Source organism: Thermomonas sp., assembly GCF_041919455.1.
In the GTDB taxonomy this organism is placed as follows: Bacteria; Pseudomonadota; Gammaproteobacteria; order Xanthomonadales; family Xanthomonadaceae; genus Thermomonas.
This window is the reverse complement of the sequence record NZ_JAYRTQ010000002.1, coordinates 123436-149083: the sequence shown is the minus strand read 5'-3', so window position 1 is coordinate 149083 and position 25648 is coordinate 123436. Positions and strand designations below refer to the sequence as shown.

Below are 25648 nucleotides of genomic sequence, written 5' to 3'. Positions count from 1 at the left end.
CGGTGGACGGTCGAGCGCGTCATCGCTCGCCACGCACGCGTCGCACCACCACTTCGCCGGTCAACCAGCGCACGTCCACGTCCCAACCCGCGCCATTCGCGAGCAGGCGCACCCGCCCGCCGGTCGCCGCGCCGTCCGGGAAGAACCGCACCACGCCCTTGCCGTCGTCGTCCGCCGCATCGGCGAACTGCGCGCCGCTGGCACCGGTGAACACCACCTCGCCTTCGCCCGGCAGGCTGCCGCTGCGGCCTTTCGCACCGCGCCAGCTGCGTCCTCGCGGGTCGATGACCACGTCCTGCGCCTCGCCGGTACTGATCGCCACCGCGCGGGCGAAGCGCAGTTGCGCGGCCATCTCCTTGGCCGCGGAGTGCAGTTGCATGCCGCGCGTGCCGCCACTGAACGCCGCCATCGCCAACAACGTGGCGGTGGCGATGATCGCCAGCACCACCAGGATTTCCAGCAGGGTGAAGCCGGCCGCTCGGGCGGCACTCCCGCCTGCCCGGCTGAACGCCCGAGGGCGATGCCCCAGGGCCGGAATGAAGCCAACCGGGCGTCCGCGCGCGCGCATGGGGGTGTCCGCGCCGCGCCGGTCGCGCTTACTTGAAGGCGATGTCGGCGGCGACGCTGGAACCGCCGACCTTGCCGTCGGCGCCCAGGCTGGCCAGGTCGAACGGTGCGTTCTCGCCCGGCACCTTGTAGGTGTAAGGGTTCTTCCAGGGATCGAGCAGCTCCGGATCACGCGCATACGGACCCAGCCAGCCTTCGGCATCGCCCGGGGCCCTGGTCAGGTCGGCCAGGCTTTCCGGGAGTTTGCCGGTATCCATCTGGAACTGCTGGATCTTCTCCGCGAGCGTCTGCACCTGCGCCTGCGCGAGCCTGGCGTTGGCCCGGTCCTGGCCACCCAGGATCTTGCTGGCGGCGAAGGCGACGATGCCGCCGATCAGCACCACCACCACGATGATTTCGATCAGCGAGAAACCGGCCTGCGAGGCCTTGGGAACGGGACGGAAGGAACGAGTGCGCATGGACGGTTTCCGCATGGGACAGGTAAGGGTTGGATGCAGGGATTGTCGCCGAGTTCCGCGGCCGGCCCTAGCCGACCACGCTGGCCAGGTCGTAGATCGGCGACAGCACGGCCAGGATCACCAGCCCGACGATCAGCGCCAGCACCAGGGTCACCACCGGCACCAGCGCGGCCAGCAGGCGATCCATCGCCACCGAGGTTTCCTGCTCGAAGGTGTCCGCGGTCTTCAGCAGCATCGCGTCGAGCGCGCCGGATTCCTCGCCCACCTGGATCATCTGCAGGGCCAGCCGCGGGAAGCGCTTGCCCTTGCCCAGCGCGGCGGACAGGCCGATGCCGTTCTTCACCTCCTCGGCGGCGGCATCCACGTCGGCGGCGAGCACGCGGTTGTCCAGCACGTTGCGGGCGATGCCGAGCGCCGGCAGCAGCGGCACGCCGTTGCGCAACAGCGTGCCCAGCGTGCGCGCCAGCCGCGCGGCCTCCAGCTTGGCCACCAGCGGGCCGGCCAGCTTGCGTTGCAGCAGCCAGCCATCGAACTTCAGCATGAACACCGGATCGCGACGCTTGCGGTCGATCCACAGCACCGCCAGCAGCGGCACGGCGAGGATCACGATCCACCAGTCGCGGACGAATTCGCCCAGGCCCAGGATGAAGGTCGAGAACCACGGCAGGTCGGCGTCCAGGCTTTCGTACATCGCCGAGAACTGCGGCACCACGTAACCGAGCAGGAACAGCAGCGAGAGGCCGACCATTGCCAGCAGGATCGCCGGGTACACCAGCGCATTGACCACCCGCGTGCGCAGGGCGCGTGATCGCTCGAGGTATTCGGCAAGGCGTTGCAGGGTCTCGTGCAGGTTGCCGCCCGCCTCGCCGGCGCGAACCATGTTCACGAACAAGCGGCTGAAGGTGCCGTGCTGGCGATCCAGCGCGGTCGACAGCGACGCACCGCCGCGCACCGCGTCGCGGATGTCGCCGATGGTGCGGGTGGCGGCCTCGTCCTCCGGCAGTTCCAGCAGGATGCCGAGCGCGCGGTCCAGCGGCTGCCCGGCACCGAGCAGGGTCGCCAGTTGCTGGGTGAACTGCACCAGCCGCTGGCCGGCGAACGGCTTCGGCTTGAACAGCGCGCGCCACGTGGATTCGCCGCCGGCCTCGGACGCCAGCTTCGCCTCCACCGGCAGATGGCCCTGTTCCTGCAGGCGAGCGGCGACCTCGGCATCGCTGCCGGCCTCCATCTGCCCGTCCAGCACTTCGCCGCGCGCGTTCAGCGCCTTGTAGCGATAAAGAGCCATCAGGGCCTGCCCATGCCATTGAAGTCGATCACGCCAAGCATGGGGATGCGCGAGGCAAGGAAGAACGAGGAAATGTATGTCGATACATGCCCGAGTAATGACGCAGCATCGCGCTTCCCCATGCATGGCCCGAAGGGTTGCCATATCCGGGCACTATGCGGCCGCGCACGGCTTGAACAGGCGGCCAGCCTGTCCTGCGCCGCGCGCATCCACCTAGCGCCCGGATATGACAACGTGATCGACTTCAATGGCATGGGCAGGCCCTAGGCGTCCTCGGTCACGCGCAGGACTTCCTCGATCGTGGTCTCGCCGCGCAGCGCCTTGGCGATGCCGACTTCGTACATCGTGCTCATGCCGCCCTGCCGCGCGAGTTTCTCGATCTCGTCCATGCCGGCGTGGCGCATCACCGCGCGGCGGACTTCGTCGTCCATCACCAGCAGTTCCATGATCGTGGTGCGGCCCAGGTAGCCGGTCGGCGACAGCGCCGACGGCTTCGGGCGATACAGGAAGATCTCGCCCTGCGGCTGGTAGCGGCGCAGGCCGAACTTCTCGATTTCCTCCGGCGACGCGGCGTACTGCTCCGCGTGCACGGGCTCGAGCCGGCGCACCAGCCGCTGGCCGACGATGCCGTTGACGGTCGAGGTCAGCAGGTAGTCCTCCACGCCCATGTCGAGCAGGCGGGTAATGCCGCCGGCGGCGTTGTTGGTATGCAGCGTGCTCAGCACCAGGTGGCCGGTGAGCGCCGACTGGATCGCGATGCGCGCGGTCTCGAGGTCGCGCATTTCGCCGATCATGATGATGTCCGGGTCCTGGCGGACGATGCTGCGCAGCGCGTTGGCGAAGTCCAATCCGATCTGCGGCTTGGCCTGGATCTGGTTGATGCCTTCGATCTGGTACTCGACCGGATCCTCGACCGTGATGATCTTGACGTCGGGCGTGTTGAGCTTGCTCAGCGCGGTGTACAGCGTGGTGGTCTTGCCGGAACCGGTCGGGCCGGTCACCAGCAGGATCCCGTGCGGCTGCTCCAGCACTTTCTGGAAGCGCGGCATGAACTGCGGGCCGAAGCCCAGCCTGCCGAAGTCCAGCACCACGGTTTCGCGGTCCAGCAGGCGCATCACCACCGATTCGCCATGCGCAGTCGGCACCGAGCTCACGCGCAGGTCGAGTTCCTTGCCCTGCACCCGCAGCATGATCCGCCCGTCCTGCGGCAGGCGGCGTTCGGCGATGTTGAGCTTGGCCATGATCTTGATGCGGCTGATCACCGCCGCGGTCAGGTTGGCCGGCGGGCTTTCGCCCTCCTCCAGCACGCCGTCGATGCGGTAGCGCACTTTCAATCGTGTTTCGAACGGCTCGATGTGGATGTCCGAGGCGCGCAATTCCACCGCGCGCTGGATCACCAGGTTCACCAGCCGGATCACCGGCGCTTCGGAGGCGAGGTCGCGCAGGTGTTCGACGTCGTCGAAGCCGGCCTCGCCCTCCGCGTTCTCGACGATGCCCTCCATCGCGCTGCGGCCCTGGCCGTGCCAGCGCTCCACCAGCTCGTCGATCTCGCTGCGGACGGCCACTGCCGGGCGCGGTTCACGGCCGGTCGCCAGACGCACCGCATCCAGCGCGTAGACGTCCTGCGGATCCGCCACCAGCACGTCCACGTGGGTCGCGTCCGCGGACACCGGCACCACGTGGTACTGCTTCATGAACTTGACGCCCAATGCCACGTCTTCGGGCGGCAGTTCCGGCACGTCGCGCGCACTGCGCAGCGGCAGGTCGAGTTCGCTCGAACAGGCCTCGGCGTGGTCGCGCTCGGAGACCAGGCCCAGTCGCGCCAGCAAGGTCAGCAGGCCGCCGCCGCTGCTGTGATAGGACGCGTCCTCCTGCAGGCGACGGGCACGGATCAGGTCGGCATCCTTCAGCTTGCCGCGCTGCAGGAGCAACGCGACGATGCGCTCGTCGGGGCTGGCCGGGACAGGGTCGGACAGGACAGCGCTCATGGGATCGCAAGGTCACAGAATGAAGGCTGCGAGGGTAGCAGGGCCACAGGGGTGGCGCGATGGCCCCTCAGATCCTAGAGGACGACCAATTCGGCTGGGTTTGCGCCACGCGCCTTTTGCAGCCATCGGCAAGTCAGCCCCTCTGCGTGTCCGGTGGGAAGGAGCGACGGCGTTACACTTCTAGGACCGCACTGTGCGGGTAACGGGAGATCACCATGAAGGTCGCAAGTCTCGGCAGGACTGCCGCGTTGAGCGTGATGTTTTCCGCGTGCGCCATGCCGGCGTTCGCCCAATCCACTACCACCTTGACCTTCGAGGGGCTCGGAAACCAGGAAACCGTCAACCAGTTCTACAACGGCGGCACTGGCGGCAATGGCAGCGGTCCGGGGACCAACTACGGCGTTTCGTTTTCGGCGAACGCCTTGGCGCTGATTGACTCTGATGCCGGCGGCGGCGGCAATTTCGGGGGTGAACCCAGCCCCGACACCATCCTCTTCTTCCAAAGCGGTGCAGCGGCCACGCTGAACGTGCCTGCCGGGTTCACCACCGGTTTCTCGTTTTACTACGCCAGTCCTGTCTCCGCGGGAACCGTCATCGTCTATGACGGCCCCAACGCCACCGGCAATGTGCTGGCAACGATCAGCCTGCCGACCACACCGAACAACGGCGCGCCGGATCCAACCGGCTCCTACAGCCCGTTCCTCCCGTATGGGGTCAGCTTCAGCGGCACCGCGCGTTCGGTGGACTTTGGCGGTTCAGCCGGCAATATCGGCTTCGACAACATCACCTTGGGCGCTTCTTCTCCGGTGGACCCGGGCGACATCACCTGCGCGAGCGAGGGTTACACCGGCACCAAGCTGACCTGGTGCAAGAACATCTGTGAGAAGGGGTACACCGGCGCCACCCTGGACACCTGGATCCATCGCTGGATCAACCGCTATCGCGACCTGCCCTACTGTGCGGTCGAGGGCGAGGAAGGACCGCCGCAGGAACAACCCAAGTAAGTCGATGATGTCCCGACAAGGCCGGCGCGAGCCGGCCTTGTCGTTTCCGGCCGCAGTAAAAGGACGCTTCGCTCGCGCACCCACCGGCCGCGCCGACCACGTCTCGTGGCCATGAACGGATTCGCATCCGTCTTGCGCATACACCTCCAACGTCGCGGCCGCGACTTCCGGAGGCATGCAGATGCAAGCGAATCGTTGGACAACCCGCCTGGCGATGGCCGGCATGCTGGGACTGGGTGCGTTGCTGTTACCCGCCGACGGCCACGCCGCCATCATCGGCCACTTCAAGGAGGGCACTTGCGCCGCATTCGCGGGCGACTATGCGGCAAGGATCTCGGCCGCCGGCCACACCGCCGTCGCCTTGAGCACGCTGGATGCCGCCTCGCTGGCCCAACTGGACGGGCTGGTGGTGGCGAGTGGGTGCATCGACCAGGACTTCCTCGCCACCAACAGCGCGGTGAACGATGCGGTTGCCGGCGGCCTGGCTCTGTTTCTGCAGGTACAACGGATCGGCCTGGGCCAGGGCACGCCCTTGCAACTGCCGGGCATTCCATCGTTTTCGTCCACCGTGGTTGCGCCCACGATCGGGTTTGGCTGTTCGCTGGATGTCTCCCTACCCAGCGGATCGCCGATCGCGAACGGACCTGGCGGCAGCCTGACCCAGACCGGCCTGGACAATCCCGACCTGTGCGCGCTGACGTACTGGTTCGACGGCAACGCCTTGCCGTTCGGCGGCACCCCGCTTCTGGTCGACGCAAGGGACCCGGCCAAGGTCGGCGCATTCGCCTATTCGCACGGCAACGGACGCGTCGTGTTCTCGATGGACCAGATCCTGCTGACGATGAGCGGGGGCGCGCTTGCAAGCCGTTATCCCCGGCCAGGCAGCGACGCCTACATCACCAACACCATCGCCTGGCTGATGCCCAGGGCACCTGCGATCAGCTGCGCCAGCGAGGGCTACACCGGCACCAAGCTGACCTGGTGCCAGAAGATCTGCGAAAGTGACCTCGAAGGCGCCGCGCTGGACAGCTGGATCCACCGTTGGATCAACCGCTACCGCACCCTGCCGGCCTGTGCAGCGGAAGAAGAGCCGGTGGAAGAAGACGACTTCCCGGACGCCTGATCGATCGAAGGCACTGGGATCACGCACAAGGCCGGCGCAAGCCGGCCTTGTCGTTACGGCATATTCCCTGGCACCGTTATTCCTGGCCGTTTACGCGAAAGAAAAGCGTTTATGCTAGCGAAAGCCGCATCCGGCGGCGGAGGATATCAATGAATACAAGAATTTCAGCGGCGATCCTGACAGTGTTGGCGGGTGCGGCAGTCCTGGCGCCCACAGCAAGCCATGCAGGCAACATCGGCTACGTCACCGGTCAGACGTGCTCTGGTCCCGGCGACAAGACCGCCGCCATCACCGCAGCAGGCCATACACCGGTCGCGATAGGCGCGATCACCCCTGCCTCGCTCTCGGGGCTTTCCGCACTGATCGTGGAATCATGCGGCTCTTACGCCAACAATGCCGACATCAACGCCGCTGTCAACGGCGGAATGGGGTTACTGCTCTCGGACTGGAGTCCGGCAGCAGGAACGGGGACCCAGTTGCCCGGGACACCGGCTGTTTCCTACGTCTACAACGGCTGCATTGAAACGTCGAATTTCCCGGCTGGATCTCCCGCCGCCGAGGGGCCGGGCGGCACGCTCACCGACACCTCGCTCGACGGAGGCAACTGCTCCGCGCACGGTTACATGAGCGGCGCGTTGCCTGCTGGCGTACAAGCGCTTACGACTACCGATGACAGCCCGTCGCAATCGATATCCTTGCTGTATCAGCATGGCGCGGGAACCGTGGTCTACGCACCGCTGCCCTGGAGTTGGTTCCTGCCCGGCGGGACTGGCCAAGACAACGCGGCTGCTCCCGGCATCCGTGCGTTCATGATCAATTCGCTTGCTCTTGTCGCGGGCGAAGGCGTCCTCACCACCTGCGCCAGCGAAGGCTACACCGGCACCAAGTTGCTGTGGTGCCAGAAGATCTGCGAAAGCAACTTGGAAGGCGCCGCGCTGGACAGCTGGATCCACCGCTGGATCAACCGCTACCGCGACCTGCCGTATTGCGCGATGGAAGAAGCACCGCAACCGGAATGAGTTTGGCAACGCGATGATTCGACAAGGCCGGCGCAAGCCGGCCTTGTTGTTTTTGCCCCGGCCCGCTGCCCTGCAGGGCAGCGTGCGTTCGCGGGCTCGCGGCTAGCGCCGCTCGAATTCCCCGCTCACCCCAGCCATACCCGCGCGTTGCGGAACATCCGCTGCCACGGGGAAGCTTCCGGCCAGTCGCGCGGGGCCCAGCTGAAATTGGCGCTGCGCAGGGTGCGCTCGGGGTGCGGCATCAGGATAGTCGCGCGGCCGTCGCGGCTGGACACGCCGGCGATGCCGTCCGGGGAGCCGTTCGGATTGGCCGGATAGGTCTCGGCGACGCGGCCGTCGCCGGTCACGTAACGCAGCGCGACATCGACCGCACTGTGGTCGATGCCGCTGTCGAACTGCGCGCGGCCCTCGCCGTGCGCCACGGCCACGGGAATGCGCGAGCCGGCCATCCCGCGCAGGAACAGCGAGGGCGATTCGCCCACCTCGAGCAAGGCCAGGCGCGCTTCGTACTGCTCGCTGGCGTTGCGCTGGAACGTGGGCCAATGCTCGGCGCCCGGAATGATCCCGCGCAGCTGCGCCATCATCTGGCAGCCGTTGCAGATGCCCAGCGAGAACGTGCCCTGGCGCGCGAAGAACGCGGCGAACATGTCGCGCAACGCATTGCGCTCGAGGATCGAGGTTGCCCAGCCGCGGCCCGCACCGAGCACGTCGCCGTAGCTGAAGCCACCGCAGGCGACGAAGCCGTTGAAGTCGGCCAGGTCGAAGCGGCCAGCGACCAGGTCGCTCATGTGCACGTCGAAGCTGTCGAAGCCGGCAGCATCGAACGCGAACGCCGTTTCGATCTGGCTGTTGACGCCCTGCTCGCGCAGGATCGCGACCTTCGGGCGCGCGCCCGTTGCGATGAACGGCATCGCGATGTCTTCGCCGGCATCGAACGTGAGCTTGGGCTGCAGGCCGGGCGCATCGAAACGGCGTGCGGCGTCGCGCTCGCTGTCGGCGCCATCGGGGTTGTCGCGCAACTTCTGCATCGCATGGGTCACCGACCACCATGCGTCGAACAACTCGTCCCAGCGCCATTCGGCCAGCGTCTCGTCGGCGTCGCTGACGCGGATGGTCGGTGCCGTGGTCGGCCGGGCGATGCGTTGCGCGCATTCGATCAGGCCGTGTCGCGCGACCAGGTCGGCGAATGCCGCGCGTTCCTCGACCGGCACCTGCACCACCACGCCGAGCTCCTCGTTGAACAGGGTGCTGAACACGTCATCGCCGCGGCCATCGCCCCAGCCGTCGAGGCGGATCTCCAGGCCGAGGTGCGAGGCGAATGCCATCTCGCACAGGGTGGCGAAGACGCCACCGTCGGAACGGTCATGGCAGGCCAGCAGCATGCCGTCCTCGCGCGCGTCGCGGACCAGTTCGAACAGCGCGCGCAGGCGCTGCGGATCGTCTAGGTCGGGCACGTCGCCGCCAAATGCCGGCAGCGCTGCACCGGCATTCGCATCCGGATAGCACTGCGCCAGGGTCGAACCGCCCATGCGCTGGCGACCGGCGCCGAGGCCGATCAGCCACAGTTCCGACTCGAAGTCGCGACGCAGCAGCGGGGTGAGCTGCTGGCGGACATCGACCACCGGCGCGAACGCGGACACCACCAGCGAGACCGGCGACACGGATTTATGCGCGGCGCCATCGGATTGCCACTGTGCCTGCATCGACAGCGAATCCTTGCCGACCGGGATGCTGAGCTCCAGTTCGGGGCACAGTTCCATGCCCACTGCCTTGACCGCATCGAACAGGCGTGCGTCTTCGCCCGCATGGCCGGCCGCGGCCATCCAGTTGGCCGACAACTTGATCCGGTCGAGCGATTCCACCGGCGCGGCGAGCAGGTTGGTGATCGCTTCGCCCACTGCCATCCGCGCGGACGCGGCGGCGTCGAGCAGGGCCAGCGGCGTGCGTTCGCCGATCGCCATCGCCTCGCCGGTGAAGCCGTCGAAGCCGCTGAGGGTGATCGCGCAATCGGCCACCGGCAGCTGCCACGGACCGACCATCTGGTCGCGCGCGGTCAGGCCGCCGACGGTGCGATCGCCGATGGTGACCAGGAACGATTTCGACGCCACGCTGGGATGCGCGAGCACGCGCAGGCCGGCCTCGCGCAGGTCGAGCGCGTCGGTGTCGGCCTCGGGCCATTGCGGCGGCGCGGGGTGCGCGGTGTCGCGGTGCATCTTCGGCGCCTTGCCGAACAGCACGTCCATCGGCAGGTCGATCGCCGGCGGTTCGCCCGCGTAGCCGACCACCAGCCGTTCTTCCTTCGTGGCGGTGCCGACCACCGCGAACACGCAGCGCTCGCGCACGCACAGCGCGGCGAACTCGGCCACCCGCGACTGCGGGATGCCCAGCACGTAGCGTTCCTGCGATTCGTTGCACCACAGCTGCATCGGCGAGAGCGACGGATCGTCGCTGGGAACCTTGCCGAGGTCGATCACCCCGCCCACGCCGGAATCGTGCAGCAGCTCCGGGATCGCATTCGACAGCCCACCGGCACCGACGTCGTGCACCGACAGGATCGGGTTGTGTTCGGCCAGCGCGACGCAGCGGTCGATGACTTCCTGCGCGCGTCGCTCCATCTCCGGGTTGTCGCGCTGCACCGAGGCGAAATCGAGGTCTTCGCTGGTATCGCCGGAGGCGACCGAACTCGCCGCGCCACCGCCCAGGCCGATCAGCATCGCCGGGCCGCCGAGCACGATCACCGCATCGCCATCAGAGAGCGACAACTTCGCCACCATCGGCCGGTCCATCGCGCCGATGCCGCCGGCGAGCATGATCGGCTTGTCGTAGGCGCGCGCCAGGCCCGTCCCCTCGCGCAACTCGAAGCTGCGGAAATAGCCGACCAGGTTGGGCCGGCCGAATTCGTTGTTGAACGCGGCCGCGCCAAGCGGGCCGTCCAGCATGATCTCCAGCGCCGGCGCCATCCGCGGGTTGAGCGTGCGTTCGCCTTCCCACGGCTGCGGCAATGTGGGAATGCGCAAGTGCGAGACCGAGAATCCGCACAGGCCGGCCTTCGGGCGGCCGCCGCGACCGGTCGCGCCTTCGTCGCGGATCTCGCCACCGGCACCGGTGGAGGCGCCGGGGAACGGCGCGATCGCGGTCGGGTGGTTGTGGGTCTCGACCTTGATGCAGAACGCGCTCTCGGCGACCGCTTCGGCGCGGTATTGCTGGGTGGCCGGATCGGGACGGAAGCGCGATGCCGCGTAGCCCGCCACGACCGCCGCGTTGTCGCTGTAGGCGGAGAGCGTGTGCTCCGGCGTGACCGCGTGGGTGTTCTTGATCATCTTGAACAGCGAGGTCGTTTGTTCACGACCATCGATGGTCCACGACGCATTGAAGATCTTGTGCCGGCAGTGCTCGGAATTGGCCTGCGCGAACATCATCAGCTCGACGTCGTGCGGGTCGCGGCCGAGTTCGCCGTAGCGCTCGCGCAGGTAGTCGATCTCGTCCTGCGCCAGGGCCAGGCCGAGGCGTACGTTCGCGGCTTCAAGCCCAGCGAGCGGGATCACTTCAAGCGCCCCGCGCGGATTGGCGGTGAACAGCGCCGCGCCCTCCTCGCGGGTGGCGAGCAGCGACTGCGTCATCGGGTCGTGCAGCAACTTCGCCAGCGCGGCCTGGCTGGCGGCATCGTCAGGCCAGCCAGCCACGTCGATGCGCATGCCGCGCTCGACCCGCTTCACCGGCAGGCCGGCGCCGCGCAGCAGTTCGGTGGCCTTGCTCGCCCACGGCGACAGGGTGCCGAGGCGCGGCACCACGAAGCGCGAGACGCTGCCCGGTTCGGCATCGGCCACGCCGTCGCCGGCCTGGAGGATGCGCTTGAGCGCGTCCAGGTCCGGGCGTGCGCCGGCATCGGGGTCGATCCAGTAGCCATGCCAGGCACCGCGGATGCGCAGGCCGGGGACGATGGCGTTGAGGCGGGCTTGCAGGCGGTCGCGGCGGAACGGCGACAGGGCGGGCGCGCCCTCGAGGAGGATCATGTCCGGCTGACGGTGGCAACGGGCCGGCTAGTGTAGCCGAGCCGGGCGCGAGCCCGGCCGGCGCATGCGCTCAGACGCCGGCCGCGGCGGCCTCCAGGCGCTCCAGCAGGGCCTCCGGCGGCAGGTAACCACCGATCAGTTCGCCATTGCTGTTGAGGATCATCGGGGTGCCGGTCAGGCCCATCCGCTGGCCGGCACGGTACTGCATGTCGACCGGCGTCTTGCAGGTCCGCGCCGGCACCGCGCGGCCGTTCTTGGCATCGGTCAGCGCCTTGCGCCGATCCGGCGCGCACCAGACCGAGACCATGTTGCGGTAGTCGGCGCTGGCCAGGCCGGCGCGCGGGAAGGCCAGGTACTCGACCTCGATGCCGCGCCTGGTGTACTCGGCGATGTCGGTGTGGAACTTGCGGCAATAGCCGCATTCGATGTCGGTCAGCACGACCACGGTGTGCTTCGGCTTGCCGGCCGGCGAGAACACGATGCGATCCTCGACCGGCAGCGTCTTGAGGATGTCGACACGCAGGTTCGCCATCGCCGCCTCGGCCAGGTCCTTGCGCTTGGCGATATCCAGCAGGCCGCCCTGGAACAGGTACTTGCCGTCGTCGCTGACATACACGACCTGGCCGGTGGCGATGACCTCCCGGAACCCGGGGACGGGCGCGGCCTTGATGCTTTCCACGGTGATCTGCGGGTTCAGCTCGCGCAATACGGCGCGGGCGCGGGCCTCGGGGGTGCCGGTGGCATACACGGGTTCCGCCGCGGCCTTGGGTCCGATAGTGATTTTCTGGCCGGCCTCGGGCGCGGATTGCTGCGCGCAGGCGGACAGGCTCAGGCTGCACAGGGCAGCAAAGGCGAGGAAACGGTTCATCGAAACTCCTGGAGGCGGGCAGGTGGTCCGACCGGAAGCCGGCCACGGGGTTCCCGGCATTCTCGCATGCATGGGCGATCAGGCCCGCGGGTGGTGGCGGGCGTGCAGGGACTTGAGGTGCTCGCGCGCCACCAGGGTGTAGATCTGTGTCGTCGACAGCGAGGCGTGGCCCAGCAGCATCTGCAGGGCACGCAGGTCGGCCCCGCGGTTGAGCAAATGGGTGGCGAAGCTGTGGCGCAGGCCATGCGGACTGACCCGCGCAGGATCGATCCCGGCCGCGGCCGCGTGATGCTTGACCAACGCCCAGAAGGCTTGCCGGGTCGGCGCCAGCCCCTTTGCATCGACGAACAGCGCCTGCGCAACGGCGGCATCGCGCAGGCCGGACAGCAGCGCCGGGCGCGACTCGCGCAGGTAGCGTTGCAGCCAGTGCTGGGATTCCTCGCCCAGCGGGACCAGCCGGTCCTTGCCGCCCTTGCCGGTCACCCGCAGCACGCCCTGGCGCAGGTTGATCGCGGTCGCCGGCAGGCCAACCAGTTCGCTCACGCGCAGGCCGCAGGCATACATCAGTTCCAGCATCGCGCGATCGCGCAGCCCGGCCGGGGTAGCGGCATCGGGCGATTCCAGCAGCGCCGATACCTGCGCCTCCGACAACGCCTTGGGCAGCAGGCGCGGCAGGTGCGGCGCTTGCAGCAGGGCGCAGGGATCGTCGCTGCGCAAGCGCAGGCGCACCGCGTGCGCGTAGAACGCATGCAGGGTGGACAGCAGTCGGGCATTGCTGCGCGGCTTGTAGCCGGCCCCGCTGCGCATGGCCAGGTAGTCGAACAGGTCGCTGCGCACGGCCAGGGTCAGTCGCGGCGCGGCAGATCGGCCCTGCAGCCAACGCGCCAGCCCCTGCAGGTCGCTGCGGTAGGCCGAGAGCGCCGCGGGCGAAAGCCCCTGCTCTGCCCAGGCGGCATCGAGGAAGCGCTCGATCGCGGCAGCATCCTCGTCCGCAAGCGGGGGCAGCGAACGGGCAATGCGACGGCGATCGGCGGTGGTGCTCATTGCGCGCAAGCGTAGCCGGTGGCTGCGCAGGCCGCCTGTATCCTGTCGCGATGCCCGATGACACCACCCCAACCGCTGCGGCTCCCGCCAAACCGCGCGCATTGATCGGCTGGCGTTTGCTGGCCCTGCTCTACGACGCCCTGCCGGTGGTCGCGTTGTGGATGCTGGCCTCGACCGCGTTCACCCTGGGCTACACCTTCCTCGGCCACCACCCGTCGCACGAGAACATCGCCCCGTTCAGCGCACTGCAATGGCTGCTCTGGGTGTGTTGCTGGGCGATCACCGGCCTGTACGCCGTGCTCAGCTGGCGCGGCGGCGGGCAGACCCTGGGCATGCGCCCGTGGCGGCTGCAGGTGGTCGACCTGGCGGGGAATGTGCCGGGAACGCGCGCGCTGTGGCGTCGCTATGCCGTGGCCAGCGTGTCGCTGCTGCTGGCCGGCATGGGGTTCTGGTGGGCGTGGATCGATCGTGACCGTCTCACCTGGCACGACCGCGCCAGCGCGACGCGACTGCTGCGCCGGCCCAAGCGCGCGCCGCTCAGCCGGAGCGACGCCTGAACAACAGGTACGACACCAGCAGCATGATGATCGGCGGCATCGCGTAGGCGATGCGGTAGTCGTAGCGGAACACCCCTGCCACCTGCGTCGACATCTTCTGCAGCATCCAGAAGCCCAGCGCGAACACGATGCCGATGAACACGCGCTTGCCGTAGCCGCCGCTGCGCAGCGAGCCGAATGCGAACGGCACCGCCGCCAGGCACAGCGCCAGCACGTTGACCGGGTAGAACCAGCGGCCCCAGTAGATATCCTCGAACTCGCCGGCTTCCAGGTCGTTGCGCTTGCGGTACTCGATGCTGCCGCGCAGCTCGCCGCTGCCCATGTTGCGCGGCTTGGTCACGCTGGCGGCCAGCGCAGTCTCGTCGAGCGCCGATTCCCAGCGCTCCTCGCGGACCTTGTCGCGGGTCACCGACTTGGCGCCGAAGGTGGTGCGCTCGACCTCGCGCAGCACCCAGCCGCCGGGGCGGTGTTCGGCGATGCTGGCGTTGGCGATCGACTTCAGGCGGCCGTCGTCGTCGAACTGGAACAGGCGCACGCCGCGCAGTTCCAGCCAGCGGTCGTCGCCGCGCTGCTTCTGCTCGCCGTTGCGCGCGTTGAGGAACATGTCGCCCTCGCGCGCCCACAGGCCGCTGTACTGGGCGACCACCAGGTCCTTGTTGCGCACCGACTTCAGCGCCTGCGCGCGTTCCTCGCCCCACGGCGCGAGGGTTTCGCCGTTGACCACCATCAGCGCGGTCAGCATCGCCAGCGACAACGCCACCGAGATGCTCAGCCGCCGGCGCGACAGGCCGACGGCGCGCAACGCGGTCAGTTCGGACGATGCCGACAGCTGGCCCAGGCCGAGCAGCGCACCGATCACCGCGGCGGTCGGGAACAGGTTGTAGGCACGCCACGGGATGGTCAGCCCGGTCGCCGCGATCGCATGGTTGATGGTGAACCCGCCCTTGCCGATGTCGCCGGCGTCGCCGGCGAAGGCGAGCACCACGTCCAGCCCGAGCAGCACGCCCCAGGCCAGCAGCACGCTGCCGACCACGGCGCGCGCGATGTAGGTGTCGTGCAGGCGGGGCCAATGCTTCATCGACGCCACCACGCCTTGGCCACGCGCCCGTCGCGGGCATACAACCAGATGCCCAGCGCCAGCATCGGCAGCAGCAGCCACCACAGGCCGAAGGCGGCAGGCAGACTGCCCTCGGCCAGCCACTGGGTGCCCAGCATCATCAGGAACACGCCCACCAGGTAGGCCAGGAAGGCCAGCAACATCGAGCCGTAGCGGGCCTGGCGCGGCGAACTGCGCGCCAGCGGCACCGCCAGCAGGGCGAACGCCAACGCCAGGAGCGGCGGCGCGATGCGCCAGTGCAGCTCGGCGGCGGCGGGCGCCCCCTTCATTCCCAGCAACGCCAGCGTGGGCTTCATGGCAGGCGAGTCCGCCACCGCCTCGTCGTCCGCGGTCGGCAACTGCATCTCGTTGCGCGCATAGCGCATCAATCGGTAGTCGAGGTCGGCACCGCTCGCCGGGCCTTCCACCCGGAACCCATCGAGCAAGGCCAGCAGGCGCGCGCCCTGGTCGCGGTACAGCTCGCCGGTGCGGGCCGTGGCCACGTCCATGCGATCGCCGCGCTCGCGATAGACGAAAACGCGGCCCAGCTTGGTGCCGTCTCCAGACATTTCCCCGGCATAGGCCACGCCACCGCCGGACATCGGGGTGAAGCGGCCCGGTTCCAGGCCGGCCACCAGCAGGTTCTTGTTGGCTTCGGCGACCATCGAGCGGGCCACGCCGTTCGCCCACGGCCCCAGCCACAACGAACTGCCGCCGATCAGCAGCAGCAGCGGAATCACCACGATCAGCAACGGCCGCAGCAAGCGGCGCGGGCCGACGCCCGCCGCCGCCAGCACATGCATCTCGGAATCGCGGTACAGCCGGCCGACCGCCAGCAGCAGGCCCAGCAACAGGCCCAGCGGCAGGATCAGCGGCAGATAGCTCACCAGGCGCAGGCCCAACTGCGACAGGAGCAGGGTCGGCGGCACCTTGCCACGGGCCATTTCGCCGATCAGGTCGGCGAACAGGCCGCCCAGGCTGACCATGCCCAGGATCACCAGCGCGGCGAACACGGCGCGGGCGAACTCGGCACTCAGATATCGGTCCAGCTTCGGCATCGGGCCTGCTTGCTCTAAACTTCGGGGTTCGTCACGCGCTGCATCCCGCGCCTTGCCGCGGCCGCGCATTGTAAGCGACACCGCCCGCGCGACCGCTGGCCCTGCCTGCGGTCGCCATGCCCGTCTTCGGACGTCACTTCCCGGACACCTTGGTCGATGAGCCTCGAATTCAGCCTGAACCAGACCCCGCCCGCCACCGCCAGCGTCGACTGCGTGATCGTGGGTGCCTACGCCGATGGCAGCCTCACGCCTGCCGCCGCCGCCCTCGATGCCGCCAGCGACGGCCGCATCCAGGCCTTGATCGCCCGCGGCGACATCGTCGGCAAGACCGGCAAGACCGCCCTGCTGCACGATCTGCCGAACGTGACCGCGCCGCGCGTGCTGGTGGTCGGGCTGGGCGATGCCGGCAAGTTCGGCGTGCCGCAATACCTCAAGGCCGTCGGCGATGCCGCGCGCACCCTCAAGACCGGTGCCGTGACCTCCGCGCTGTTCACCCTCGGCGAAGTCGCCGTCGCCGGCCGCGACGCGGCCTGGAACCTCCGCAACGCGGTGATCGCCGCCGATCATGCCTGTTATCGCTACACCGCCACCCTCGGCGCCAAGAACAAGAAGCGCGACGAGAAGGGCCTGGTGCGCTTCGAAGTGTCCGGCGACGACGCCACCGCGCTGTCCCACGGCATCGCGATCGCCGCGGGCGTGCAGTTCACCCGCGAGCTCGGCAACCTGCCGCCGAACATCTGCAACCCGGCCTACCTCGCCTCGCAGGCGATGGACTTCGCCACGCGCAGCGACGGCGCAACCTGCGAGGTGCTGGACGAAGTGGCGATGGAACAGCTCGGCATGGGCTCGCTGCTCGCGGTCGCGCGCGGCTCGGCAAACCGCCCGCAGCTGGTGGTGCTGAAGTGGAATGGCGGCGGCGATGCCAAGCCCTACGTGCTGGTCGGCAAGGGCATCACCTTCGACACCGGTGGCGTCAACCTGAAGACCCAGGGCGGCATCGAGGAAATGAAGTACGACATGTGCGGCGCGGCCAGCGTGCTCGGCACCTTCGTCGCCACCGTCGGCATGCGCCTGCCGGTGAACCTCGTCGTCATCGCCGCGGCGGTGGAGAACGCCATCGACGGCAATGCCTACCGCCCCAGCGACGTCATCACCAGCATGTCCGGCAAGACCATCGAGGTCGGCAACACCGATGCCGAAGGCCGCCTGATCCTGTGCGACGCACTGACCTATGCCGCGCGCTTCGAACCGGCCGCACTGGTCGACGTGGCGACGCTGACCGGCGCCTGCGTGGTCGCGCTGGGCAAGTACGCCACCGGCGTGATGACCAAGAAGGACGACGACCTGGCCCGCGAACTGCTCGCCGCCGGCGAGACCGCTTTCGACCGCGCCTGGCAGCTGCCGCTGTGGGACGAATACCAGGGCATGCTCGATTCCGCCTTCGCCGACGTCTACAACATCGGCGGCCGCTGGGCCGGCGCGATCACCGCCGGCTGCTTCCTGTCGCGCTTCACCGAAGACCAGCGCTGGGTGCACCTGGACATCGCCGGCGTGTCGAATGGCGACGGCAAGATGGGCATGGCCACGGGCCGCCCGGTCGGCCTGCTGTCGCAGTGGCTGCTGGATCGCGTCGCCTGACGCTGTTGGAAAAGGGGTCAGAGTGAAGTTTTGCGACCGGCTTGTCCGCAGACATCGAATGGCGTCGCCGCAAAATTCACTCTGACCCCTTTTCCTTCCCGATTCCTTGCCCATGCCGCGCGCCGACTTCTACCTGATCGACAAGCCACGCTTTCGCGAGCAGCCGCTGCTGCTCGTCTGCGAACTGGCCAAGCGCGGCTACGCGGCCAACCTGTCGATCCTGGTGCTGGCGCGCGACGCCGCGCAGGCGGAAGCGATCGATGACCTGATGTGGTCGTTCGATCCCGACGAGTACCTGCCGCACCAGATCGCCGGGATGGACGAAGGCGACGACGACACCCCGATCCTGATCGCCACGCCGGACATGGACATCCCCGCGCGGCCGATGCTGATCAACCTGCGTGACGGCGCGCCGAACGGCAGCTTCGACCGCGTGCTGGAAGTGGTGCCCGCCGATCCCGCGGCACGCGCGCCGCTGCGCGAGCGCTGGAAGCATTACCAGGCGCTCGGGTTCGAGGTGAACAAGCACGACATGTGAGTGCTGTCATTCCTGCGAAGGCAGGAATCCAGCGTCTTTCGCTAAAGAATCCACGACCAAACATCAAAGACACTGGATCCCGGCCTTCGCCGGGATGACGAGCAAACACCCATGACCACCCTCGCCTCCGGCTACGAACCCAAATCCTTCGAATCCCGCCTCTACGCCGAATGGGAAGCCAGCGGCGCATTCGCCCCGCAGGGCGATGGCCCGGCCTACACGATCCTGCTGCCGCCGCCGAACGTCACCGGCACCCTGCACATGGGCCACGCCTTCCAGCACACCCTGCAGGACGCGCTGATCCGCTACCACCGCATGCGCGGCTATCGCACCTTGTGGCAGATGGGCACCGACCATGCCGGCATCGCTACCGAGATGGTGGTGTCGCGCAATCTCGCCATCGCCGGGCAAGGCGAAACGCGAGACTCGCTGGGGCGCGATGCGTTCATCGAGAAAGTCTGGGAGTGGAAGCAGCAGTCCGGCGACACCATCGAGCGGCAGATGCGCCGGCTCGGCGCCAGCGGCGACTGGTCGCGCAGCGTGTTCACCATGGACCCGATGGCGAGCGACGCGATCGTCGAAGCCTTCGTGCGCCTGCACGAACAGGGCCTGGTCTATCGTGGCCAGCGCCTGGTCAACTGGGATCCGGTGCTGAAGACCGCGATCTCCGATCTTGAAGTTGCCAGCGAGGAAGAGAACGGCCACATGTGGTCGATCCGCTATCCGCTCGCGGATGGCGTCAGCTATGAACACGTCGAGGTCGATGCCGAAGGCGTCGAGACCCTGCGCGAAACCCGCGACTTCATCGTCGTGGCCACCACCCGCCCTGAAACCATGCTCGGCGATACCGCGGCGATGGTGCATCCGGAGGACGCGCGCTACCTCGCGCTGCACGGCAAGTTCGTGCAGTTGCCGCTGACCGGTCGGCGCATCCCGGTGATCACCGACGACTACGTGGATCGCGCCTTCGGCACCGGCGTGGTCAAGGTCACGCCCGCGCACGACTTCAACGACTACGCGGTTTGGCAGCGCCACGTTGAGTCCGGCGTTTTCGACGCGATCAAACATCGGGGATTGATCAACATCTTCACCCCAGAAGCTAAGATCAAATCCAGCTACTGGGATGACTTTTCTTTTAAGAGGAGTGCAGCAACGTCTCAGCTTGCTGACGCCCCAATCATCGGCAAGTCAATCTCAGAACAAGTTCCTGAGAAGTACCACGGGCTGGATCGTTTCGACGCACGCAAGCTCATCGTCGCCGACCTCGAAGCCGCGGGCCTGCTGGTCGAGATCAAGCCGCATCGCCTGCAGGTGCCGCGCGGCGACCGCAGCGGCCAGGTGATCGAGCCCTTCCTCACCGACCAATGGTTCGTGAAGATGGACACGCTCGCGGCGCGCGGCCTGGAACTGGTCGAGTCCGGCGAGGTGAAGTTCGTCCCGCCGAACTGGATCAACACCTACCGCCACTGGCTGGAAAACATCCAGGACTGGACGATCAGCCGGCAGCTCTGGTGGGGCCACCGCATCCCGGCGTGGTTCGACGATGCAGGCAAGATCTATGTCGGCCGCAGCGAAGACGAAGTGCGCGCGACGCATGGCCTGGGCGACGCAGCGCTGCGCCAGGATCCGGACGTGCTGGAGACCTGGTTCTCCTCGGCGATGTTCCCGTTCAGCACCCAAGGCTGGCCGAACGAAGACCGAATGGGCGAGCTCGGCTTCGATGTCGCGCTGCCGACCTCGGTGCTGGTCACCGGCTTCGACATCATCTTCTTCTGGGTGGCGCGGATGATCATGATGACCGACCAGTTGGTCGATCGCGTGCCGTTCCGCGACGTCTACATCACCGGCCTGGTGCGCGACAAGGACGGCCAGAAGATGTCGAAGTCGAAGGGCAACATCCTCGACCCGCTCGACATCATCGACGGCATCAGCATCGACGCGCTGGTCGCCAAGCGCACCACCGGGCTGATGAAGCCCACCGATGCGCCGAAGATCGAGAAGGCCACGCGCAAGGAATTCCCCGACGGCATCCCCGCGTTCGGCGCCGATGCGCTGCGCTTCACCATGGCCGCGCTGGCCGGCCCCGGCCGCGACATCAAGTTCGACCTGCAGCGCGCCGAGGGCTACAAGAATTTCTGCAACAAGCTGTGGAACGCGACGCGCTTCGTGTTGATGAACATCGAGTCGATTCCGGCTGATGAGCGGAAATGGCTGCATGCGGAACGGCGTTTTTCAACGGGCGGCATCGTCATCAATCAATGGATCGTCGGTCGTCTGCAGGAGACCATTGCGGACGTTCATTCGCATTTTGCGAACTACCGTTTCGATCTTGCTGCGCAATGTGTCTACGAATTCCTCTGGAACGAATACTGTGACTGGTTCATCGAACTTTCGAAACCGTATTTCCAGGGCGACTCGATCGGGCACAAGGACATCACCGCGCAGACCGCCTTGCAGGTTCTTGAATCCGCGCTGCGACTCCTGCATCCGATTGCCCCCTTCGTGACCGAGGAACTTTGGCGCCAGATCGCGCCGCAACTCGGTATCGATGGCGAGAGCGTCATGACGCAACCCTATCCTGATGCGGAAAGCCACCTGATCAATCAGGACGCGAACGCCGATATCGAATGGCTCAAGGCCGTCATCACCGCGCTTCGCAGCATCCGCAGCCAACTCGGCGTGTCGCCGGCCAAGCAGGTGTCGTTGCTGGTGCGCGGCGGCAATGCCGATGATGCCGCGCGCGTCGCCCGCTTCGACGCGCAACTGCGCTTCCTGTGCAAGCTGGAGCGCATCGACACGCTGGCCGGCGATCCACCCGCCGCCGCGCCCGCGGTGGTCGGCGAGCTGCAGCTGTTCGTGCCGCTGGAAGGCCTGGTCGACCTCGATGCCGAGCGCGTGCGACTGGACAAGGAACTCGCGCGGGTCGCGTCCGAAAAGGACAAGAGCGAAGCCAAACTCGCCAAGTTCGGCGGCAGCGTGCCGCCGGCGGTGGTCGAGCAGGAACGCGCGCGGCTGGCCGACTGGAGCGCGAAGCTGGAGGCGCTGACGGCGCAACGCGAGCGGCTGGGGTAACGAAAAGGGGTCAGAGTGAAGTTTCCTGACCAAGGTCTGGAACGATCGAAATGATCGGCAGGAAATTCACTCTGACCCCTTTTCGTCCGGGCCGTCTCGGATCTACAGCGCCGGCATCTTCGTTACGTCGTCCGACAGCAACTCCATCGCCATCACGATCGCGTCCTCGCGCCCGTTGTTGGCGGCGGGGTAATAGCGCGGGCGGCGGCCGATCTCGTTGAATCCGCTGGCGTCGTACAGCGCGATCGCGCGCGGATTGGACGGGCGCACTTCCAGGAACACGCGCTGCGAGCCGAAGCCGCGGGCGACCCGCAACAGCGCCTGCAACATGCGTCGGCCCAGCCCCTGCCCTTCGTTGCCGGGCGCGGTGCACAGGTTGAGCACGTGCGCCTCTTCCACGCCGATGCTGAGCACGCCGTAGCCGACGATCTCGCCGTCGCGTTCCTGCAGCCACATCGGGTAACCGGCATGCAGGCAGTCGCGGAAGATGCCGCGCGTCCACGGGAACGGATAGGCGCGCACCTCGATGCGCATCACCTCGTCCAGGTCGGCTTCACGCATCGGCCGCAGGTGCGTCGCGGCCGCCACCGCGTCCGCGCGCTGCGCGTTCACGCCATGCCCCGCCGCATCGCCCGCAGCCGCGGCCACAGCGCGCGCTTGGCACTGGCATCGCCGTGCAGCCTCGCCAGCGGGGTGAGATCACCGAACTGGCGGCTGAAATCGTCCGGCGCCAGGCCCGCGGCACGCGCCAACCGCGCCAACACCGCATCGTCCACCTGCACGCCCTGCGCCACGACCGGCGGCCGGTACACCGCATGGCCCAGCTCGGCCAGCACCGCGCGCTGGAACGGATCCCAACTCACGCAGCGGGATCCAGGCGGCGCCGGCGGAACCACATCAGCGGCCCGGACACCGCGTAGAGCGTACTGGCGACCAGCAGGGTCACCGGTGGCTCGATCCACAACGCGATCAGCACCACCACCGCGATCAGCAGGGTGAAGAACGGCACCCGGTCAGACTTCGGCCCGGTGCCGCTGCCCTTGAAGCTGTTGTAGCGAAGCCGGCTGACCATCAGCAGGCCCGCGCAGACGGTCAGCGCCAGCGCGACGTAGCGCAGTTCCTCGCCGGTCCAGCCGAACACGTTGCAGGTCCAGACGAAGCTGGCCATCAGTCCGGCAGCCGCCGGGCTGGCCAGGCCGATGAACCAGCGCTTGTCGACCTGGCCCACCTGGCTGTTGAAGCGCGCCAGCCGCAGCGCGGCGCAGGCAGCGTAGAGGAACGCGCCCAGCCAACCCAGCTTGCCGGCGGTGACGCCGTCCAGTTTCATCCCCACCAGCGCCCAGTGGTACATCACCAGCGCCGGCGCCATGCCGAAGCTGACCAGGTCGGCCAGCGAGTCGTACTGCACGCCGAATTCGCTCTGGGTATTGGTGAGGCGGGCGACCCGGCCGTCCAGTCCGTCCAGCACCGCAGCCACGAAAATGGCGATGCAGGCGGTCTCGAAGCGCCCCTGCGAGGCCGCGATGATCGCGAAGAACCCGCCGAACAGGCCGCCGGTGGTGAGCAGGTTGGGCAGCAGGTAGATGCCGCGGCCGCGCGGGCGTGGCGGGGTGGCGTCGTGGTTCTCTTCCATCGGGCCAGTGTAGGGCCTATCCCGCCCGCGCCGAAGCCGCCGGACTTGCGGTGGCCCCGCCGCGGTGCTGCAATCGGCGCGGGATTCCCCTGGAGCACGCCATGCACGCCACCCGCACCATCGCCGCCGCGCTTGCCCTGTTGCTGGCGGCCGCGCCCACCCTGGCCCAGCAGCAACGCGTGTACCAGTGGAAGGACGCCAAGGGCGTGACCCACTACACCGACCTGCCGCCGACGCAGGCGCACAAGAGCCGTGACATCGACAACAAAGGCAACACACCCGAAATCGCCACGGTCAAGCCGGTCGAAAACGAGCAGTGCGCCAACTCGCGCAGCAACCTCACGCGATTGCAAACCAGCCAGGCCGTCGGCGTCGATACCGATGGCGACGGCAAGTCGGACCGCAACCTCAGCAGCGACGAGCGCGCCTCGCAGATCGAGCTGAACCAGGCCGCGATCAAGGCCTATTGCCCCGCCACCAAACCGTGAAGCAGCTGGGCATGCTGGTGCTGGCCATCGCCCTGGGCGTGGCCGCCTGGTGGTGGTACACGCAGGAGATGCCGCGCCGCGAACGGGAACGCGCAGTCGCTGCGGAAGCGGCGGCGAAACAGGCCGAACGCGCTGATTCCCTGTACCGCTGGCGCGACGATGCCGGCAACCTGCAGATCACCGAAGACCCGCCAACGGGCCGCAAATACGAGCGGATCAGCCGCACGCCGAAGGACGGCATCCAGGTCAAGGGCAACGCGGACTGAGACGGCCGGGATGCATCGACTCCGTTCGTGGTGAGCCTCTCAAACCATGAACGGAGTCCATTCCCGCGCGCCATCCGTGGTTCGACAGGCTCGCCACGAACGGCTGCAACTTGATGCGTACGAACGGCCATGCCCGCGCGCATGGCAAAATGCGCATTCCGCCTTGTTCCGAAGCCCCCCATGCGTCTCTCGCAGTTCCACCTCCGCACCGAAAAGGAAACCCCCGCCGACGCCGAAGTGATCAGCCACAAGCTGATGCTGAAGGCCGGCATGATCCGCAAGCTGGCCGCCGGCCTGTACACCTGGTCGCCGCTGGGCCTGCGGGTGATGCGCAAGGTCGAGGCGGTGGTCCGCGAGGAAATGAACCGCGCCGGCGCGATCGAGATGGCGATGCCGTCGATCCAGCCGAAGGAGCTCTGGGAGGAGACCGGTCGCTGGGCCAAGTTCGGCCCGCAACTGCTGAAGATCCGCGACCGCAAGGAGCAGGACTTCTGCTTCACCCCCACCGCGGAGGAAGCGGTCACCGATTTCGCCCGCAACGAGCTGGCCAGCTACAAGCAGCTGCCGGTCAATTTCTACCAGGTCACGACCAAGTTCCGCGACGAGATCCGCCCGCGTTTCGGGGTGATGCGCGCGCGCGAGTTCGTGATGAAGGATGCGTATTCCTTCCACATCGACGACGACTCGCTGCACGCCGAATACCAGAACATGTACGACACCTACTCGCGCATCTTCACCCGGCTGGGGCTGAAGTTCCGCGCGGTGTTCGCCGACACCGGCGCGATCGGCGGCAGCGCCTCGCACGAGTTCCATGTGCTGGCCGACTCGGGCGAGGACGCGCTGGCGTTCTCGGAAACCTCGGACTACGCGGCGAACGTGGAACTGGCCGAAGCGGTGTCGCCCGGCGAACGCCCGGCGGCATCGGAAGCCCTGCGCGATATCGACACGCCCACCCAGAAGACCTGCGAGGACGTGGCCGTGCTGATGGGCATCCCGCTGCAGCGCACGGCGAAGTCGATCGCGCTCATCGGCCGCGATGGCGAGGGCAAGGAGCAGTTCGTGCTGGCGCTGGTGCGCGGCGACCACATGGTCAACGAAATCAAGCTGGCCAAGTTGCCCGGCCTGGCGGAATACCGCCTCGCCACCGAAGCCGAGATCGCCGAGCACCTCGGCAGCGAACCGGGCTTCCTCGGCCCCTTGAATGCATCGATGCCGATCCGCGTGGTCGCCGACCGCAGCGTCGCCGCGCTTGCAGACTTCGTCGTCGGCGCGAACAAGCCGGGCTTCCACATCGCCGGGGTGAACTGGGGCCGCGACCTGCCGGAGCCCGAAGTCGCCGACATCCGCAACGTGGTCGCGGGCGACGCGTCGCCGGACGGCAAGGGCGTGTTGGGGCTCGCGCGCGGCATCGAGGTCGGCCATGTGTTCGCGCTGGGCCGCAAGTATTCCGAGGCGATGAAGTGCACGGTCCTCGACGCGAATGGCAAGGCGGTCAATCCGGCGATGGGCTGCTACGGCATCGGCGTGTCGCGCATCGTCGCCGCGGCGATCGAACAGAACCACGACGCCAACGGCATCCGCTGGCCTGCGGCGATGGCGCCATGGAATGTCGCGGTATGCGTGATCAATCCCAAGAACGATCCGGCGGTGAGCGAGGCCGCGGACGCGCTGTATTCCGAATTGAATGCCGCCGGCTTCGATGCGGTGCTCGACGACCGTGGCCTGCGTGCAGGTTCGATGTTCGCGGACATCGAACTGATCGGCATCCCGCACCGGGTGGTCGTATCGGGACGCGGCGTGGAAGCCGGCACCTTCGAATACCGCGCGCGCGATGCCGCGGAATCGGAAAACCTCGACCGGGAAACCCTGCTGGGGAAACTGCGCGGTTGAATCCGCGGCATTCCCGATTATTGGCCAAACTTAACCCCGGAAG

Annotated in this window: 22 protein-coding genes; 10 read left to right on the top strand and 12 right to left on the bottom strand. The window is 67.6% G+C overall.

All coding sequences use genetic code 11. From position 1 onward, the window contains the following. Window positions 1–19: 19 nt before the first annotated feature. The 4 genes from ACE3T8_RS01910 to gspE all read right to left on the bottom strand — a co-directional run bounded on the left by ACE3T8_RS01910 (window position 20) and on the right by gspE (window position 4298). The gene (locus ACE3T8_RS01910) at window positions 20–568 is read right to left on the bottom strand and encodes a GspH/FimT family pseudopilin (RefSeq protein ID WP_374606353.1); all 549 of its coding nucleotides are present in this window, start codon (window positions 566–568) and stop codon (window positions 20–22) included. A gap of 28 nt (window positions 569–596) precedes the next feature. Further along, a complete protein-coding gene (gspG, locus tag ACE3T8_RS01905; protein ID WP_374606351.1) occupies window positions 597–1025 on the bottom strand; it encodes a type II secretion system major pseudopilin GspG in 429 nt (142 codons plus the stop codon). 67 nt (window positions 1026–1092) lie between these two features. Continuing rightward, window positions 1093–2310, bottom strand: a complete 1218-nt coding sequence (locus ACE3T8_RS01900) for a type II secretion system F family protein (RefSeq protein WP_374606349.1) — start codon at window positions 2308–2310, stop codon at window positions 1093–1095. 263 nt (window positions 2311–2573) lie between these two features. After that, window positions 2574–4298, bottom strand: a complete 1725-nt coding sequence (gene gspE / locus ACE3T8_RS01895) for a type II secretion system ATPase GspE (RefSeq protein ID WP_374606347.1) — start codon at window positions 4296–4298, stop codon at window positions 2574–2576. A gap of 215 nt (window positions 4299–4513) precedes the next feature. Between gspE and ACE3T8_RS01890 the strand changes: the two genes are divergently transcribed. The 3 genes from ACE3T8_RS01890 to ACE3T8_RS01880 all read left to right on the top strand — a co-directional run bounded on the left by ACE3T8_RS01890 (window position 4514) and on the right by ACE3T8_RS01880 (window position 7444). Beyond that, window positions 4514–5302 carry a hypothetical protein gene (locus tag ACE3T8_RS01890; protein WP_374606345.1) on the top strand — a complete coding sequence of 263 codons (789 nt, stop codon included), beginning with the start codon at window positions 4514–4516 and terminating at the stop codon, window positions 5300–5302. A gap of 181 nt (window positions 5303–5483) precedes the next feature. Then, on the top strand, window positions 5484–6425 hold the full coding sequence (locus tag ACE3T8_RS01885; RefSeq protein WP_374606343.1) for a hypothetical protein: 942 nt from the start codon (window positions 5484–5486) through the stop codon (window positions 6423–6425). A gap of 149 nt (window positions 6426–6574) precedes the next feature. Then, window positions 6575–7444: a hypothetical protein gene (locus tag ACE3T8_RS01880; protein ID WP_374606341.1), complete on the top strand. Its 870-nt coding sequence runs from the start codon at window positions 6575–6577 to the stop codon at window positions 7442–7444. Between the two features lie 125 nt (window positions 7445–7569). Here ACE3T8_RS01880 and purL read toward each other — a convergent pair whose 3' ends face one another. From purL to xerD, 3 genes are all read right to left on the bottom strand, one after another. Then, complete coding sequence (purL, locus tag ACE3T8_RS01875) at window positions 7570–11457, bottom strand: phosphoribosylformylglycinamidine synthase (protein ID WP_374606340.1); 3888 nt, start codon at window positions 11455–11457, stop codon at window positions 7570–7572. Window positions 11458–11527: 70 nt separating this feature from the next. After that, window positions 11528–12325 carry a DsbC family protein gene (locus tag ACE3T8_RS01870; RefSeq protein WP_374606338.1) on the bottom strand — a complete coding sequence of 266 codons (798 nt, stop codon included), beginning with the start codon at window positions 12323–12325 and terminating at the stop codon, window positions 11528–11530. A gap of 78 nt (window positions 12326–12403) precedes the next feature. Further along, the gene (gene xerD / locus ACE3T8_RS01865; protein WP_374606337.1) at window positions 12404–13369 is read right to left on the bottom strand and encodes a site-specific tyrosine recombinase XerD; all 966 of its coding nucleotides are present in this window, start codon (window positions 13367–13369) and stop codon (window positions 12404–12406) included. Window positions 13370–13419: 50 nt separating this feature from the next. On the opposite strand from xerD, the gene ACE3T8_RS01860 reads away from it, so the two are divergent. Then, the gene (locus ACE3T8_RS01860) at window positions 13420–13926 is read left to right on the top strand and encodes an RDD family protein (RefSeq protein WP_374606335.1); all 507 of its coding nucleotides are present in this window, start codon (window positions 13420–13422) and stop codon (window positions 13924–13926) included. Here ACE3T8_RS01860 and lptG read toward each other — a convergent pair. Further along, the gene (lptG, locus tag ACE3T8_RS01855; protein WP_374606462.1) at window positions 13907–15052 is read right to left on the bottom strand and encodes an LPS export ABC transporter permease LptG; all 1146 of its coding nucleotides are present in this window, start codon (window positions 15050–15052) and stop codon (window positions 13907–13909) included. The two genes, ACE3T8_RS01860 and lptG, sit on opposite strands and share 20 nt — an antisense overlap. Beyond that, a complete protein-coding gene (lptF, locus tag ACE3T8_RS01850; protein ID WP_374606333.1) occupies window positions 15001–16080 on the bottom strand; it encodes an LPS export ABC transporter permease LptF in 1080 nt (359 codons plus the stop codon). The genes lptG and lptF overlap by 52 nt, the downstream gene beginning before the upstream one ends. 156 nt (window positions 16081–16236) lie before the next feature. Between lptF and ACE3T8_RS01845 the strand changes: the two genes are divergently transcribed. The 3 genes from ACE3T8_RS01845 to ACE3T8_RS01835 all read left to right on the top strand — a co-directional run bounded on the left by ACE3T8_RS01845 (window position 16237) and on the right by ACE3T8_RS01835 (window position 21328). Next, window positions 16237–17718 carry a leucyl aminopeptidase gene (locus tag ACE3T8_RS01845; RefSeq protein WP_374606331.1) on the top strand — a complete coding sequence of 494 codons (1482 nt, stop codon included), beginning with the start codon at window positions 16237–16239 and terminating at the stop codon, window positions 17716–17718. Between the two features lie 112 nt (window positions 17719–17830). After that, complete coding sequence (locus ACE3T8_RS01840) at window positions 17831–18256, top strand: DNA polymerase III subunit chi (RefSeq protein ID WP_374606329.1); 426 nt, start codon at window positions 17831–17833, stop codon at window positions 18254–18256. 111 nt (window positions 18257–18367) lie between these two features. Next, window positions 18368–21328 carry a valine--tRNA ligase gene (locus ACE3T8_RS01835; RefSeq protein ID WP_374606327.1) on the top strand — a complete coding sequence of 987 codons (2961 nt, stop codon included), beginning with the start codon at window positions 18368–18370 and terminating at the stop codon, window positions 21326–21328. A gap of 102 nt (window positions 21329–21430) precedes the next feature. Here the strand turns inward: ACE3T8_RS01835 and rimI are convergent, their stop codons facing one another. From rimI to pssA, 3 genes are read right to left on the bottom strand one after another with little or no spacing between them, the layout of a single operon-like run. Beyond that, the gene (gene rimI / locus ACE3T8_RS01830; RefSeq protein WP_374606325.1) at window positions 21431–21889 is read right to left on the bottom strand and encodes a ribosomal protein S18-alanine N-acetyltransferase; all 459 of its coding nucleotides are present in this window, start codon (window positions 21887–21889) and stop codon (window positions 21431–21433) included. A 47-nt stretch (window positions 21890–21936) separates the two neighbouring features. Beyond that, a complete protein-coding gene (locus ACE3T8_RS01825; RefSeq protein ID WP_374606323.1) occupies window positions 21937–22191 on the bottom strand; it encodes a hypothetical protein in 255 nt (84 codons plus the stop codon). Continuing rightward, window positions 22188–22961 carry a CDP-diacylglycerol--serine O-phosphatidyltransferase gene (pssA, locus tag ACE3T8_RS01820; protein WP_374606321.1) on the bottom strand — a complete coding sequence of 258 codons (774 nt, stop codon included), beginning with the start codon at window positions 22959–22961 and terminating at the stop codon, window positions 22188–22190. Before pssA ends, ACE3T8_RS01825 begins: the two co-directional genes overlap by 4 nt. A 101-nt stretch (window positions 22962–23062) precedes the next feature. Between pssA and ACE3T8_RS01815 the strand changes: the two genes are divergently transcribed. The 3 genes from ACE3T8_RS01815 to ACE3T8_RS01805 all read left to right on the top strand — a co-directional run bounded on the left by ACE3T8_RS01815 (window position 23063) and on the right by ACE3T8_RS01805 (window position 25605). Further along, complete coding sequence (locus ACE3T8_RS01815; RefSeq protein WP_374606319.1) at window positions 23063–23449, top strand: DUF4124 domain-containing protein; 387 nt, start codon at window positions 23063–23065, stop codon at window positions 23447–23449. Next, window positions 23446–23715: a DUF4124 domain-containing protein gene (locus ACE3T8_RS01810; RefSeq protein ID WP_374606317.1), complete on the top strand. Its 270-nt coding sequence runs from the start codon at window positions 23446–23448 to the stop codon at window positions 23713–23715. Before ACE3T8_RS01815 ends, ACE3T8_RS01810 begins: the two co-directional genes overlap by 4 nt. A 180-nt stretch (window positions 23716–23895) precedes the next feature. Continuing rightward, entirely contained in the window at window positions 23896–25605 is a 1710-nt protein-coding gene (locus ACE3T8_RS01805; protein WP_374606315.1) for a proline--tRNA ligase, read from the top strand. Window positions 25606–25648: the final 43 nt, after the last annotated feature.

Bases quoted from the DNA above. Each gene is read 5' to 3' on its own strand.
- ACE3T8_RS01900 (WP_374606349.1), bottom strand. From the start codon at position 2,310: ATGGCTCTTTATCGCTACAAGGCGCTGAACGCGCGCGGCGAAGTGCTG.
- ACE3T8_RS01870 (WP_374606338.1), bottom strand. From the start codon at position 12,325: ATGAACCGTTTCCTCGCCTTTGCTGCCCTGTGCAGCCTGAGCCTGTCC.
- purL (WP_374606340.1), bottom strand. From the start codon at position 11,457: ATGATCCTCCTCGAGGGCGCGCCCGCCCTGTCGCCGTTCCGCCGCGAC.
- xerD (WP_374606337.1), bottom strand. From the start codon at position 13,369: ATGAGCACCACCGCCGATCGCCGTCGCATTGCCCGTTCGCTGCCCCCG.
- pssA (WP_374606321.1), bottom strand. From the start codon at position 22,961: ATGGAAGAGAACCACGACGCCACCCCGCCACGCCCGCGCGGCCGCGGC.
- ACE3T8_RS01815 (WP_374606319.1), top strand. From the start codon at position 23,063: ATGCACGCCACCCGCACCATCGCCGCCGCGCTTGCCCTGTTGCTGGCG.
- ACE3T8_RS01840 (WP_374606329.1), top strand. From the start codon at position 17,831: ATGCCGCGCGCCGACTTCTACCTGATCGACAAGCCACGCTTTCGCGAG.
- rimI (WP_374606325.1), bottom strand. From the start codon at position 21,889: ATGCGTGAAGCCGACCTGGACGAGGTGATGCGCATCGAGGTGCGCGCC.
- ACE3T8_RS01880 (WP_374606341.1), top strand. From the start codon at position 6,575: ATGAATACAAGAATTTCAGCGGCGATCCTGACAGTGTTGGCGGGTGCG.
- ACE3T8_RS01860 (WP_374606335.1), top strand. From the start codon at position 13,420: ATGCCCGATGACACCACCCCAACCGCTGCGGCTCCCGCCAAACCGCGC.
- ACE3T8_RS01835 (WP_374606327.1), top strand. From the start codon at position 18,368: ATGACCACCCTCGCCTCCGGCTACGAACCCAAATCCTTCGAATCCCGC.
- ACE3T8_RS01805 (WP_374606315.1), top strand. From the start codon at position 23,896: ATGCGTCTCTCGCAGTTCCACCTCCGCACCGAAAAGGAAACCCCCGCC.
- ACE3T8_RS01845 (WP_374606331.1), top strand. From the start codon at position 16,237: ATGAGCCTCGAATTCAGCCTGAACCAGACCCCGCCCGCCACCGCCAGC.
- ACE3T8_RS01910 (WP_374606353.1), bottom strand. From the start codon at position 568: ATGCGCGCGCGCGGACGCCCGGTTGGCTTCATTCCGGCCCTGGGGCAT.
- gspG (WP_374606351.1), bottom strand. From the start codon at position 1,025: ATGCGCACTCGTTCCTTCCGTCCCGTTCCCAAGGCCTCGCAGGCCGGT.
- gspE (WP_374606347.1), bottom strand. From the start codon at position 4,298: ATGAGCGCTGTCCTGTCCGACCCTGTCCCGGCCAGCCCCGACGAGCGC.
- ACE3T8_RS01890 (WP_374606345.1), top strand. From the start codon at position 4,514: ATGAAGGTCGCAAGTCTCGGCAGGACTGCCGCGTTGAGCGTGATGTTT.
- ACE3T8_RS01885 (WP_374606343.1), top strand. From the start codon at position 5,484: ATGCAAGCGAATCGTTGGACAACCCGCCTGGCGATGGCCGGCATGCTG.
- lptF (WP_374606333.1), bottom strand. From the start codon at position 16,080: ATGCCGAAGCTGGACCGATATCTGAGTGCCGAGTTCGCCCGCGCCGTG.